Origin of the sequence: Mycolicibacterium insubricum (assembly GCF_010731615.1) — a bacterium.
GTDB lineage: Bacteria > Actinomycetota > Actinomycetes > Mycobacteriales > Mycobacteriaceae > Mycobacterium > Mycobacterium insubricum.
The window spans coordinates 1,493,097-1,505,371 of record NZ_AP022618.1 but is presented as its reverse complement, the minus strand read 5'-3'; the positions used below and the strand labels follow the sequence as shown (position 1 = coordinate 1,505,371).

General features: G+C 70.3%; 13 protein-coding genes. All 13 read right to left on the bottom strand.

Annotation, left to right across the window (positions count from 1 at the left end; all coding sequences use genetic code 11):
- Entirely contained in the window at window positions 1-300 is a 300-nt protein-coding gene (locus G6N16_RS07230; RefSeq protein WP_083032750.1) for a type VII secretion target, read from the bottom strand.
- Window positions 301-350: 50 nt separating this feature from the next.
- A complete protein-coding gene (glmM, locus tag G6N16_RS07225) occupies window positions 351-1,676 on the bottom strand; it encodes a phosphoglucosamine mutase (RefSeq protein ID WP_083032749.1) in 1,326 nt (441 codons plus the stop codon).
- A 94-nt stretch (window positions 1,677-1,770) separates the two neighbouring features.
- On the bottom strand, window positions 1,771-2,229 hold the full coding sequence (rpsI, locus tag G6N16_RS07220; RefSeq protein ID WP_083032759.1) for a 30S ribosomal protein S9: 459 nt from the start codon (window positions 2,227-2,229) through the stop codon (window positions 1,771-1,773).
- Between the two features lie 26 nt (window positions 2,230-2,255).
- Window positions 2,256-2,699 carry a 50S ribosomal protein L13 gene (gene rplM / locus G6N16_RS07215; RefSeq protein WP_083032747.1) on the bottom strand — a complete coding sequence of 148 codons (444 nt, stop codon included), beginning with the start codon at window positions 2,697-2,699 and terminating at the stop codon, window positions 2,256-2,258.
- Between the two features lie 185 nt (window positions 2,700-2,884).
- The gene (locus G6N16_RS07210; protein ID WP_083032746.1) at window positions 2,885-3,616 is read right to left on the bottom strand and encodes a 5'-methylthioadenosine/adenosylhomocysteine nucleosidase; all 732 of its coding nucleotides are present in this window, start codon (window positions 3,614-3,616) and stop codon (window positions 2,885-2,887) included.
- Window positions 3,617-3,650: 34 nt separating this feature from the next.
- Window positions 3,651-4,916: a haloacid dehalogenase-like hydrolase gene (locus tag G6N16_RS07205; RefSeq protein WP_083032744.1), complete on the bottom strand. Its 1,266-nt coding sequence runs from the start codon at window positions 4,914-4,916 to the stop codon at window positions 3,651-3,653.
- An 18-nt stretch (window positions 4,917-4,934) separates the two neighbouring features.
- Entirely contained in the window at window positions 4,935-5,720 is a 786-nt protein-coding gene (gene eutC / locus G6N16_RS07200) for an ethanolamine ammonia-lyase subunit EutC (RefSeq protein ID WP_234805970.1), read from the bottom strand.
- Window positions 5,710-7,128, bottom strand: a complete 1,419-nt coding sequence (locus G6N16_RS07195; protein ID WP_083032743.1) for an ethanolamine ammonia-lyase subunit EutB — start codon at window positions 7,126-7,128, stop codon at window positions 5,710-5,712. The genes eutC and G6N16_RS07195 overlap by 11 nt, the downstream gene beginning before the upstream one ends.
- Entirely contained in the window at window positions 7,125-8,573 is a 1,449-nt protein-coding gene (gene eat / locus G6N16_RS07190) for an ethanolamine permease (RefSeq protein WP_083032741.1), read from the bottom strand. Before eat ends, G6N16_RS07195 begins: the two co-directional genes overlap by 4 nt.
- 60 nt (window positions 8,574-8,633) lie before the next feature.
- Entirely contained in the window at window positions 8,634-10,157 is a 1,524-nt protein-coding gene (gene exaC, locus G6N16_RS07185) for an acetaldehyde dehydrogenase ExaC (protein ID WP_083032739.1), read from the bottom strand.
- Between the two features lie 90 nt (window positions 10,158-10,247).
- Window positions 10,248-11,525: a helix-turn-helix domain-containing protein gene (locus G6N16_RS07180; RefSeq protein WP_083032755.1), complete on the bottom strand. Its 1,278-nt coding sequence runs from the start codon at window positions 11,523-11,525 to the stop codon at window positions 10,248-10,250.
- Between the two features lie 102 nt (window positions 11,526-11,627).
- Window positions 11,628-11,921: a WXG100 family type VII secretion target gene (locus tag G6N16_RS07175; RefSeq protein ID WP_083032738.1), complete on the bottom strand. Its 294-nt coding sequence runs from the start codon at window positions 11,919-11,921 to the stop codon at window positions 11,628-11,630.
- Between the two features lie 3 nt (window positions 11,922-11,924).
- Window positions 11,925-12,251 (bottom strand): WXG100 family type VII secretion target, encoded by a 327-nt coding sequence (locus G6N16_RS07170; RefSeq protein WP_083032736.1) that lies wholly within the window; start codon window positions 12,249-12,251, stop codon window positions 11,925-11,927.
- Between the last annotated feature and the right edge of the window lie 24 nt (window positions 12,252-12,275).

Below are 12,275 nucleotides of genomic sequence, written 5' to 3'. Positions count from 1 at the left end.
TCAGCCCATCCCGGCAGCGGCGTCGGTGTCGCCGGCCCGGTAGCGCGCGGCCCCGCTGCGCAGCGCGGCGGCAATCTCCGCGTCGGCCCGGGCCCAGGCCGCCACGTCGGTGATCAGCACCTCCACCGCCCGCTGCAGTTCACGGCCGGCGTTGCCGTGTGCCCGGCCGGCCGTTGCACCGTCGAATCTCGGCCGCGCCGCGCGGCCGGCCTCATCCAGTCGCGCGGCCAGCGCATCGAAGCGGTCGGCCACCGCTGCGACGGCGGCCAGGTCCACCCGGGTGTTCTGTGGTTCGCCCATACCCTGTTCAGACGGCGCGCACCCGGAATCGGTTCCCGCCGGAGACGGGCTCAGCTCTGGGCGCCCACCACCGCGGCAACCCGCTCGGCGAGGGTGCGGGCGGTGTCGGCGTCGCCGGCCTCCACCATCACCCGGACCAGTTGCTCGGTTCCCGAGGGCCGCAACAGGATTCGCCCCTCGTCACCGAGGGTGTCCTCGGCAGCGCGGACGGCGGCCTGCACGTCGTCGGTGGCGGCGACGGTGTCCTTGTCGGCCACCGGCACATTGATCAGCACCTGCGGCAGGGTCCGCATGGCGGCGGCCAGCTCCGCCAGCGAGCGGCCGGTCTCGGCCATCCGGGAGATCAACCGCAGGCCGGTGGCGATCCCGTCGCCGGTGGTGCCCAGCGCCGGCAGCACGATGTGCCCGGACTGTTCACCGCCCAGCGAGAAGTTCCCGGCGCGCAGTTCCTCCAGCACGTAGCGGTCGCCGACGCCCGTGGTGCGCACGGTGATTCCGGCGTCCCGCATGGCCAGGTGCAGGCCCAGATTGCTCATCACGGTGGCGACCAGGGTGTTGCACGCCAGCTCGCCGGACTCGGCCATGGCCATGGCCATGATGACCATGATGGCGTCGCCGTCGACGACGTTGCCGGCCGCGTCCACGGCGAGGCAGCGGTCGGCGTCACCGTCGTGCGCCAGGCCCAGGTCGGCGCCGTGTTCGACGACGGCGGCCGCGACCTGGTCCAGGTGGGTAGAGCCGCAGCCGTCGTTGATGTTGAGGCCGTCGGGGGCGGCGTTGATGGCGATGACCTTCGCCCCGGCCGACTCGTAGGCCAGCGGGGCGGTGACCGACGCCGCGCCGTGCGCGCAGTCGACGACGACGGTCAGCCCGTCCAGCGCCGCGGTGGCGGCCCGGCCGACGTGCTCCAGGTAGCGGGCCACGGCGTCGTCGGCGTCGATGACCCGGCCGATGCCGGCCCCGGTCGGGCGCTGCGCCGGCCCGGCGGCCAGCCGGCCCTCGATGCGGTCCTCGGTGGCGTCGTCGAGCTTGTGCCCGCCGGCGCCGAAGAACTTGATCCCGTTGTCGGGCATGGGATTATGCGAGGCGGAGATCATCACGCCGAAGTCGGCGCCGTAGGCGCCGGTGAGGTGGGCGACGGCCGGGGTGGGCAACACCCCAACCCGCAGCACGTCGATACCGGCGCTGGTGATGCCGGCGACGACGGCGGCCTCCAGCATCCCGCCGCTGATCCGGGGGTCCCGGCCGACGACGGCGAGTCGGGCCGCACCCGCCAGTTCACCGGCGGCCGCGGCCGCCAGGCCGAGCGCCAGCTCGGCGGTCAGCTCGCCGTTGGCCACCCCGCGCACACCGTCGGTACCGAACAATCGGGCCACCGGTCACCTCCTGTAGAAACGCCGACTGTGGATACGCCGAGGGCGGGCGTGCCACAACTGCGGCACACCCGCCCGTCGGAGTGAAGCGAACAGATCAGCGCTTGCTGTACTGCGGCGCCTTGCGGGCCTTCTTCAGGCCGTACTTCTTGCGCTCGGTGGCGCGCGGGTCACGGGTGAGGAAGCCGGCCTTCTTCAGCGCCGGACGGTCCTCGGGCGACACCAGGATCAGTGCCCGGGCGATCGCCAGGCGCAGCGCGCCGGCCTGCCCGGACGGGCCGCCACCGTCGAGGTGGGCGTAGATGTCGAAGCTGTCGACCCGGTCCACAGTGACCAGCGGGGCCTTGATCAGCTGCTGGTGCACCTTGTTCGGGAAGTAGTTCTCCAGGGTGCGGCCGTCCAGTTCGAACTTGCCGCTGCCGGGAACCAGGCGGACCCTGACGACGGCTTCCTTGCGGCGGCCGACGGTCTGGATCGGGCGGTCGATGTAGACCGGCTCGCGCGGGGCGGCGGCCTCGACCACGTCGACCTCGACGGTCTCGGGGGTCTCGGTCACGAAGACCTCGGTGGTTTCGACGTCGCTCACTGGCTCACCTGCTTGATCTCGTAGACCTGGGGCTGCTGGGCCGCGTGCGGGTGATTCGGGCCCGCGTACACCTTCAGCTTCTTCTGGACCTGCCGCGACAGCTTGTTGTGCGGCAGCATGCCGACGATCGCGTTCTCCACGACCCGGGTCGGGTGCTTCTCCAGCAGTTCGCCGATGGTGCGCTTGCGCAGACCGCCCGGATAACCGGAGTGGCTGTAGGCGAACTTGTTGGTGAGCTTGTTGCCGGACAGGGCAATCTTCTCGGCGTTGATGATGATGACGAAGTCACCCTCATCGGAATTCGGCGTGAATGTCGGCTTGCCCTTGCCGCGCAGCAGGTCGGCTGCGGTGACGGCGAGGCGGCCGAGCACCACGTCGGTGGCGTCGATGACGTACCACGAGCGCGTGGTGTCACCCGCCTTCGGCGTGTACGTAGGCACAGTGCCTATCCTCTCGGTTATACGGATGTCGGTCGACGCGCGATGTGGAGGTCCCGGCGACCGACATTGACCCGGGCTCCAGCTGCCCGGTGAAGGGGCACGCACGCCAACGGAGGAGCTTACCGGCGGGCATCGGCGCCGGTCAAAACGGCTAGCCGGCCGGGGGTTACCCGCGATCTAGAGGATCAAACTCCGTCGGCGAAAACGACCGGAAGCAGCCGGCGCAGGATGGCCGCCGAGGTTTCGGCGACAGCGGCACCGAACGCGGTGAAATCCCGGATGGAATCGCGTCCGGCCAGGTCGGACAGGGCGCGGACCACCAGCCAGGGCACCCCGAAGCTCTCACAGACTTGGGCCAGCGCGCCGCCCTCCATCTCGATGGCCGCTCCGGCGAACTCGGCGTGCAGCCGGGTGCGGGTGTCCTCGCAGTGCAGGTACTGGTCCCCGGTCAGCACGGTGTCGTAGACGACGCGGGCGCCGGATTCCAGGCCGGCCAGCGCCTCGCGCACCCGGGCCAGCAGCGCCGGGTCGACGTCGTAGCCGAGCCGGTCGGTGGGGTTGAAGAACTCGACGTGCCCGGGCTGGTACACCCGCAACCGGCCGTCCTCGATGCGCCCGGCGTCGCACTGGATGACCCGGTCGGCGATGACGACGTCGCCGACCGCCAGATCCGGGCGCAGGCCGCCGGCCACCCCGGAGAACACCACGGCGCGCGCGCCGAACCGTTCGATCAGCAGGGTGGTCACCACGGCGGCGTTGACCTTGCCCATGCCGGCACCCACCAGCACCACCGGGTGCCCGTCGAGGGTTCCCTCGGCGAACCGGGTGTGTGCGATGTCGGTGTGCCGCTCGGCCTCCAGCGCCGCGCTCAGCGCCGCCAGCTCGGAGTCGATGGCGCAGATCAGGCCGATGGTCACCGTGCCGAGTTTAGGTGCGGCGACACGGCGCTCCTCAGTACACCCGATCCTGCTGGTCTGGGACGACGCTCCCATCCGGGCGGTGCAGCGGACCGGTGCCGCCGCCGGGCTCGATGTGGCCCTTGGAGGCGCAGGCGTACCCGGCGCTCTGCCTCTTGGGATCGATGAACATCGGGTTGACCAACCAGCGCCCGTCCGCGTTGTCGTAGGCCACGCACATCACCTCGGTCTTGTTCCTGTTGAGCACCAGCCGCAGCGCGGTGGCGTCGGAGAGGAACGTGACATCGGTGTCGGAGTCGCCCGCGGCGAATGCGGCCCGCTGGGATTCGGGCAGCTGGTCGAACGCGTCGGTACCGGTCACCCCGAATACCTCTTCGTTGACCCGGCAGCGCTTGCCCTCGATATACGGGATGGCCGTCTCACCTCCGCAGGGCACCAGCCGCGAGGTGAGTGTGTCGCCGTCGAGGCCGACGCGGACGCCCATCACGTGATCGGCCGGGATGCCGAGTTCGGCGGCCCACACCCGCGCCACCGGTTCGGCCGACGCCGAGATGACCCGCACATCGAATCCGTTGGCGCGCAGGCTTTCCACCAGGTCACGCATCTGCGGGTAGTAGCGAACCCAACCGGTATGTCGGCCGGTGCCGACCTGCTGTTCGGCCCCCTCAGGCGCGGCAAGATTCTCCGCGCGCGCGGCTTCGGCGAATCCGGTCAGGTCCGATTCCCGCCACCCGGCCTGTAGCTGCGCCGCCCAGGCGTAGGCGGGTTCGATGCGGCGGGCGTTGAACCCGGCGAAGGCCGGTCGGCCGGTCGTGGTCGCGCTATCGGTGTAGACCGATACGAGTTCGTCGGCGCAGCCGGTGTCGGTGTCGGTCGGCATCGGCTGACCGGGTTCGGCGCCCGCGCAGGCGGCAGCCAGAGCGGCGGCGGCCGCCGGGGTCAGGTATTCACTGGTGGAGGACCAATTGCCGTCCGCGGGCGCCCGTATCTTCCCGTTGCGGACCAGCCAGAAGAACGTGGCGTCGCCGATGTCGTTCTTGACCAGCGTGTTGTCCCAGTCGAACAGCGCCAGCGGGGCGCCCGTTCGTACCGACCCGTCCGCACCGCAGGTGCCGAGGTCGGCCAGCATCGCATCGATGCGGTCCCGGTTGTCGCCGTACCAGGCTCGATCCTCGGCGAGGGTGCGGCACTCGGCCCGCTCGGTGGGCCCGGTCCGACCGGCGCAGCCGGAGATCACCGGCAGGGCGGCCAGCGTGGCGGCCAGCGTCGCGGCGTCGATGAGACGACGGGTGCGGGTCACGATTCTCCTCTGGGTGGCTCAGATCAGTTCGCCGCGACCGGTGCCGCCGAGTTCCGCGGACCGCGACGTGTCCTTGAGGTCGACGCCGGAACGACCGAGTTCCCGGGCGCCGGACACCAGGCCGGCGACGATGCGGGCGGCGTCGCCGTAGCCGAGGCCGTCGGGCGGGTGGATGTTGGAGATGCAGTTGCGGTCGGCGTCGGACAGTCCCACTCGGGGCCGGTGCGTCAGGTAGATGCCGAGGCTGTCGGCGACCGACAGGCCGGGGCGCTCGCCGATGATCACCAGCAAGGTGGTGAAGCCTGCGCGGGCACCGATGTGGTCGCCGAGGGCGACGCGCGCCTGGGTGGCGATGACCGGCGGGGCCAGCGTGTAGTGCGGAGCCAGCCGGGCGACGAGTTCGGCCAGCAGCGGCGCACCGTGTTTGGCCAACGCCAGCGGGGACAGGCCGTCGGCCAGCACGAAACCGATGTCGGCGGGGGTCTCGGGCAGCACCGTCTGCTCGGCGGGCAACCGGCCGAAATCGGGGCGGCGCAGGTACTCCCCTCGGGTGCTCGCCCTACTGGATACGACGGCGGGTTCGCCGATGCCGATCCGGGTCACCGCCGCCGCGAGGGTCTCGACATCCAGCGGCTCGTGCACGGCGTCGCGGGCGGCGGCGTGCGCGGCCGACAGTTCCAGGACGTTGCGGGTCGGCAGCGAGTTGCCGGCCCGGCCCAGCCCGATCCGGGCCTGGGTGGTGGTGCGCAGTTCGCTCCAGAAGTCCTGGACCGCAGGATCATTGGGCACCGGATCATTGGGCACGGCGACCTCCCGCGATGGCGCGCAGCGGTGAGTGGTGCACGTCGAACGGGGTGAGCCGGCCGGCGTCGTCGACCATCCCGATCCGCTGCAGCCAGGCCTCGAATTCCGGGGCCGGGTGCAGCCCGAAGGTGCGCCGGGTGACCAGGGCGTCGTGAAACGACAGGCTCTGGTAGCCGAGCATGACGTCGTCGGCGCCGGGGACGGTGATGACGAACGCGACGCCGGCCGCGGCCAGCAGGTTCAGCAGTACGTCCATGTCGTTCTGGTCGGCCTCGGCGTGGTTGGTGTAGCAGACGTCGACGCCCATCGGCAGCCCCAGCAGCTTGCCGCAGAAGTGGTCCTCCAGCCCGGCGCGGATGATCTGCCGGCCGTCGTAGAGGTATTCCGGCCCGATGAATCCGACGACCGTGTTGACCAGCAGCGGTTGCAGGTCCCGGGCCACCGCGTAGGCGCGGGTCTCCAGCGTCTGCTGGTCCACCGGTTTGCCGCCGGTGCCCAGGTGAGTGCCCGAGCTGAGCGCCGAGCCCTGCCCGGTCTCCAGGTACATGACGTTGTCACCGACGGTGCCGCGGTGCAGCGAGCGGGCGGCGTCGCGGCCCTCCCGCAGCAGCGCGATGTCCACGCCGAACGCCCGGTTGGCGGCCTCGGTGCCGGCGATGGACTGGAACGGCAGGTCCACCGGCGCCCCCGCCTCGATCAGGCCGATGGTGGTGGTGATGTGCGACAGCACGCAGGACTGCGCCGGGATGCCGAACCGCTGCCGGATGTCGTCGAGCAGCGCCAGCAGGTCGGCGGTGGCCTGGGGCGAGTCGGTGGCCGGGTTGATGCCGATGACGGCGTCGCCGCAGCCCAGCAGCAGGCCGTCGAGGACGGCCGCGGCGATGCCCCGCGGGTCGTCGGTGGGGTGGTTGGGCTGCAGCCGGGTGGCCATGGTGCCGGGCAGGCCGATGGTGGTGCGGAACCCGGCGGTCACCCGCAGCGCGGCGGCCACCGCGATCAGGTCCTGGTTGCGCATGATCTTGGCGGTGGCGGCCACCATCTCCGGGGTCAGCCCAGCAACGACGGCGGCGATCCGGGCGGCGCCGTCGTCCCCAGCGATGGTCTCCAACAGCCAGTCCCGGAAACCGCCGACGGTCAGATGGGAAATCGCCGAGAACGCCTGGCGGTCATGGGTATCGATGATCAGCCGGGTGACCTCGTCGGTCTCGTACGGGACCAGCAGTTCTTCCAGGAAGGTGTCCAGCGGCAGGTCGGCGAGCAGCCAGGCCGCCGCGGCGCGCTCGGCGTCGTGTTCGGCCGCGCAGCCGGCCAGCTGATCGCCGGAGCGCAGCGGGGTGGCCTTGGCCATCAGCTCGACGAGGCCGTCGAATTCGTAGTTGACGCCGCCGACCTGCTGGTGCCGCTTCATGTCAGGTCGGCTTCCGCCTCCGCGAGCATCGCGAACTCCTCGTCCGGCGAGTTGGCCACCAGTCGGTGCCGGCTGTAGAGCGCGAAGTAGGCCATGAACGCGGCGAACACCAGCAGGCACAGACCCGCGGCGATCGGATTGACCAGGAAGGTGGCGATCAGCGCGATGATCGCGACGACGAGGGCGAAGCCGGTGGTGACGATGCCGCCCGGGGTCCGGTACGGGCGATTCATGCCCGGCTCCCGGACCCGAAGCACGATGTGGCTGACCATCATCAGCACGTAGCTCAACGCCGCGCCGAACACCGCCATGTTGAGGATGAGATCCCCGTGGCCGGTCAGCGACAGCAGGAACCCGACGATGCCCGGCACGATCAGCGCCAGCGTCGGCGCCTTGCGCTTGTTGGTGATCGACAAGGTGGTCGGCAGGTACCCGGCGCGCGAGAGCGCGAAGGTCTGCCGGGAGTAGGCGTAGATGATGGAGAAGAAACTGGCGATCAGTCCGGCCAGGCCGATGTAGTTGACCAGCTTGGCCGCCGTGCCCTCGCCGCCGAGCGCCTGCACCAGCGGATCGTCGACGTGCGACATCGCTTCCGCGCCACCGGAACCGGCGGTCAGGAACAGGACGGTCACGCAGGTGATGATCAGCACCGTCATCGCGGCGATGATGCCGCGCGGCACGTTGCGCTCCGGATTGGCGGTCTCCTCGGCGGCCAGCGGGACGCCCTCGACGGCGAGGAAGAACCAGATGGCGAACGGGATGGCGGCCCAGATGCCGAGGTAGCCGTGCGGCAGGAAGTGCGAGGCTCCGGCGGCCGCGGCGTCCGGGACGATGTCGGTCAGCCGGTGGCCGTCGAACTTGCCGACGGCGTTGACCGCGAAGATGACCAGGCCCAGCAGCGCGATGGCGGTGATGACGAACATCAGCCGCAGCGCCTCCCCCACACCGGCGAGGTGGATGCCGATGAAGATGACGAACGCCGCCAGGTACACCCACCAGCCCTTGTGAATGCCGAACAGGCCCAGGGATTCGACGTACCCGCCGATGAAGGTGGCGATCGCCGCCGGCGCGATCGAGTACTCGATCAGGATCGCGGTGCCGGTGGCGAATCCGCCCCAGGGGCCAAGCGCGCGGCGGGCGAAGGTGTAGCCGCCGCCGGCCGCGGGCAGCGCCGAGGACATCTCGGCCAGCCCGAGGACCATGCAGAAGTACATGGCGGCGATGACGACAACGGCGATCAGAAGACCACCGAAGCCACCCTGGGCCAGTCCGTAGTTCCAGCCGGAGAAATCGCCGGAGATGACGTAGCTGACGCCGAGGCCGGCGAGTAGCAGCCAGCCAGCACTACCCTTGCGCAGCTGGCGTTTTCGCAGATACTCGTCGCTCTCCAGATGTTCCTCGACGGAGAGGTCGACGTGATGTTCGTGGTGTTCGGGATGAGACACGGCAGGCTCCTGGATGACCGGTGACGCGATGCGGAGAGGATTCGGACGGCGACGGCCGGATCAGAAAAAGCCCTGTGCCTTGGTAGCGTAGGACACCAGCAGGTTTTTCGTCTGCTGGTAGTGATCGAGCATCATCAGGTGGTTCTCCCGGCCGATGCCGGACTGCTTGTAGCCACCGAAGGCGGCGTGCGCGGGGTACTGGTGGTAGGTGTTGGTCCACACCCGGCCGGCCTGGATGTCGCGGCCGGCCCGGTAGGCGATCCGGCCGTCGCGGCTCCACACCCCCGCCCCGAGACCGAACTTGGTGTCGTTGGCGATCCGGATGGCCTCGTCGTAGTCGGCGAACGGGGTGACCGCCAGCACGGGCCCGAAGATCTCCTCCTGGAAGATCCGCATGTCATTGTCACCGGTGAACACCGTCGGGTCGATGTAGTAGCCGCCGGACAGGTCACCGCCGAGGTCGGCCTGTTGCCCACCGGTAACCAGTTGTGCGCCTTCGTTTTTGCCGATCTCGATGTAGGACAGGATCTTGTCGAGCTGTTCCCGGGAGGCCTGGGCGCCGATCATGGTCTCGGTATCCAGCGGATCACCCTGGCGGATCTCCTTGGTGCGGATGGCGGCCATGGACAGGAAGTCGTCGAAGATGTCGGCCTGGATCAGCGATCGCGACGGACAGGTGCACACCTCCCCCTGGTTGAGGGCGAACATGGTGAAGCCCTCCAGGGCCTTGTCGCAGTAGTCGTCGTTGGCGGCCAGCACGTCGGAGAAGAAGAGGTTGGGGCTCTTGCCGCCGAGCTCCAGAGTCACCGGGATCAGATTCTCGGTGGCGTAGCCCATGATCAGCCGGCCGGTGCCGGTCTCGCCGGTGAAGGCGATCTTGGCGATCCGTGGGCTGGACGCCAGCGGCTTGCCGGCCTCCACCCCGAAACCGTTGACGATGTTGACCGTGCCGGCCGGCAGCAGGTCGCCGACGATGCTCATCAGGTGCAGTATCGACACCGGGGTCTGCTCGGCGGGTTTGAGGACGATGGCGTTGCCGGCGGCCAGCGCCGGAGCCAGCTTCCACACGCCCATCAGGATCGGGAAGTTCCACGGGATGATCTGGCCGACCACGCCGAGCGGCTCGTGGAAGTGGTAGGCGACGGTGTCCTCGTCGATCTGGCTCAGCGACCCCTCCTGGGCGCGGATCGCCCCGGCGAAATAGCGGAAGTGGTCGATCGCCAGCGGGATGTCGGCGTTCAGGGTCTCCCGGATCGGCTTGCCGTTATCCCAGCTCTCGGCGACGGCCAGCGACTCCAGATTGGCTTCCATCCGGTCGGCGATCCGGTTGAGGATCAGCGCGCGCTCGGCGGGCGAGGTCTTGCCCCAGGCCGGTGCGGCGGCGTGCGCGGCGTCCAGGGCCTTGTCGATGTCGTCGGCGTCGGAGCGGGCGACCTCGCAGAACACCTCGCCGGTGACCGGGGTGCGGTTCTCGAAGTACCGGCCGGCTGTCGGTGCGACCCACTGGCCACCGATGTAGTTGTCGTAGCGGGATTGAAACGCCATCGCCGCACCCTCGGTGCCCGGTCGTGCGTAAACGGTCATGACTTCCTCCCAAGTGTGTCGGTGATCACTCACATTAGGAGCGCGCGGGTTGCAGCACCGTTGCAATGGGCGGCGAAAAGTGGCGAGTTTTCAGCCCAGGCCGAGTTCGAAGTCGATCCCGGCCAGTCGCCCGGATGCGCGGGCCCGGGCCGGCGGCTCGTGGGCACCGTCGCGCAGCGCCCGCCAGCCGTCCCGGTCGTCGCGTCCCTCGGGCAGATCCAGCCAGCGGCGCAGCAGCGTGGGGTTGCCGCGGGCGTGTTCGGTCAGCACCGCGGCCCGCAGGGTCGCCGACAGTTCGGTGCGCAGCCGCGCGATGGCCGGCGAAACCGATTGCGGGAGTAGCGGTCCCGGATATCCGCGCAGGGCGGCGGTGACGTCGCCGGCGTCCAGGTCGGCGAACACCGCGCCGATGTCGGAGGTGATCGGTTCGGTCAGCCGGTAGGGCCGCGAGCTGAGCCGGTCGGCACCGATCACCTTGCGCAGCCGCGACATCTCGGCGCGCACGGTCACCACGTCGAGGTCCTTGTCGTCGAGCAGCACCGCGAGATGGTCGGCGGACAGTCCCTCGGGGTGGCGGCTGAGCAGCACCAGGATGTCGGCGTGCCGGCCTGTCAGGGTCAGCGGGTGGGTCCGGCCGGTGTCGGCGCCGGTGATCCAGCGGGGCCGGTCGGCGCCGAGCACGGTCAGGTGCGGCGGGGCGTGCGTGGGCCCGACGACGGTGCCGGTCAGCCGCAGCAGCGCGAGGTGGTTTTCCACGGCCACCGCGGTGGCGCGCACCAGGGCCAGGGTCTGCGGGGACGCCACCGATGCGCCGCCGGTCAGGTCGATGGCGCCCAGGGGGACACCGGTGTGCGGATCGTGCACCGGGACGGCCGTGCAGCTCCACGGCCGGGCGACCCGGGCGAAGTGCTCGGAGCCGAGGATCTGCACCTCGGTGTCCAGCGTCAGCGCGGTGCCGGGGGCGTTGGTGCCCGCCGTCCCCTCACTCCAGTTGGCGCCGGGGACGAAGTTCATCGTCTCCACCCGGCGGCAGGCGCGGGGGTCGCCCTCCACCCAGAGCAGGGTGCCGTCGGCGTCGCTGACGGCCACCACGACGCCGGCGTCCACGGCGTCGGCGACCAGGAGTTTGCGGATCACCGGCAGGGCCACGGCCAGCGGGTGCGCGGCGCGGACATCGGCGACGGACCGGGCGCTCGGGCCGGCGGGCAGGTCGGGGTTCACCCCGCTGGCCAGGCTGCGCTGCCAACTGCCGGCAACGACGGGTCGCACGGCAGGGGCCAGCGCGGCGAGTTCGACCTCGCCGGCGACGAATCGGTCATGGGCGCTGCGCAGGTCGGCCGCGCGGGCCCGGAATGCCGCGTTGACCATGCCGTTCACCCTATCGCCATTTGTGACCGGGGTCACCCGGGCCACCGGATCCGGAGCTCTCCTCTCGTTCTCCGGCGGCCCGGGCGGGTGTGGGGCCGGGGCTCAGCCCCAGCGGCGGGCTTCCCGACGGTCGGTGGCTGCGACCTCGTCGGCGCCGTCGCCGACGGCATGACCCAACCGGGTGAGGATGTCATTGAGTCCGGCGGCGGCCCGGTCCCAGCGGTCCTGTTCGATGCCGAACGCGGTCGCGGTTTCCCGCGTCCAGCTGGCCCGTAGCGGAGCGATCCGGGACCGCAGGTCGGTCAGCGAAGCGTTGAGACGCGCGGTGGTGGCGTGAATCTCCCGGCGCACCAGCGAATCGATGAGACCGAAGTTGTAGGAGACGTTCTCGTCCATGATTCACCGCCCGCCCAGGTTGCGGCCGACGGCCGCGATCCGGTCGGCGTGCCGGTCACCGGCCGAGCCGAGCCCACCGGCGTTGCCCCGCAGGGTTTCCGCGATGCGTTCCAGCGCGGTGCACAGTTGGCCGGATTCCGCGTTCCACCGGTCCACCACGGTGCGGAACTCCCGGGCCGCGAGACCGTCCCAGACCGACGGCGGGACCGAGAGCATGTCGGAGATGAAGCGGCCCAGCAGGGTCCGCAATTCGCCGGCCCGGGCGTCGGCGGTGTCGGCCACCGAGCGCATCAGGGTGAAGTTGCCGTTGAGAGTGCTCTGGTCGCTCATCTGATCTCCTAATAAATGGTGTTG

Bases quoted from the DNA above. Each gene is read 5' to 3' on its own strand.
- G6N16_RS07175 (WP_083032738.1), bottom strand. From the start codon at position 11,921: ATGGACGAGAACGTCTCCTACAACTTCGGTCTCATCGATTCGCTGGTG.
- G6N16_RS07195 (WP_083032743.1), bottom strand. From the start codon at position 7,128: ATGAAGCGGCACCAGCAGGTCGGCGGCGTCAACTACGAATTCGACGGC.
- G6N16_RS07180 (WP_083032755.1), bottom strand. From the start codon at position 11,525: ATGGTCAACGCGGCATTCCGGGCCCGCGCGGCCGACCTGCGCAGCGCC.
- exaC (WP_083032739.1), bottom strand. From the start codon at position 10,157: ATGACCGTTTACGCACGACCGGGCACCGAGGGTGCGGCGATGGCGTTT.
- G6N16_RS07170 (WP_083032736.1), bottom strand. From the start codon at position 12,251: ATGAGCGACCAGAGCACTCTCAACGGCAACTTCACCCTGATGCGCTCG.
- G6N16_RS07230 (WP_083032750.1), bottom strand. From the start codon at position 300: ATGGGCGAACCACAGAACACCCGGGTGGACCTGGCCGCCGTCGCAGCG.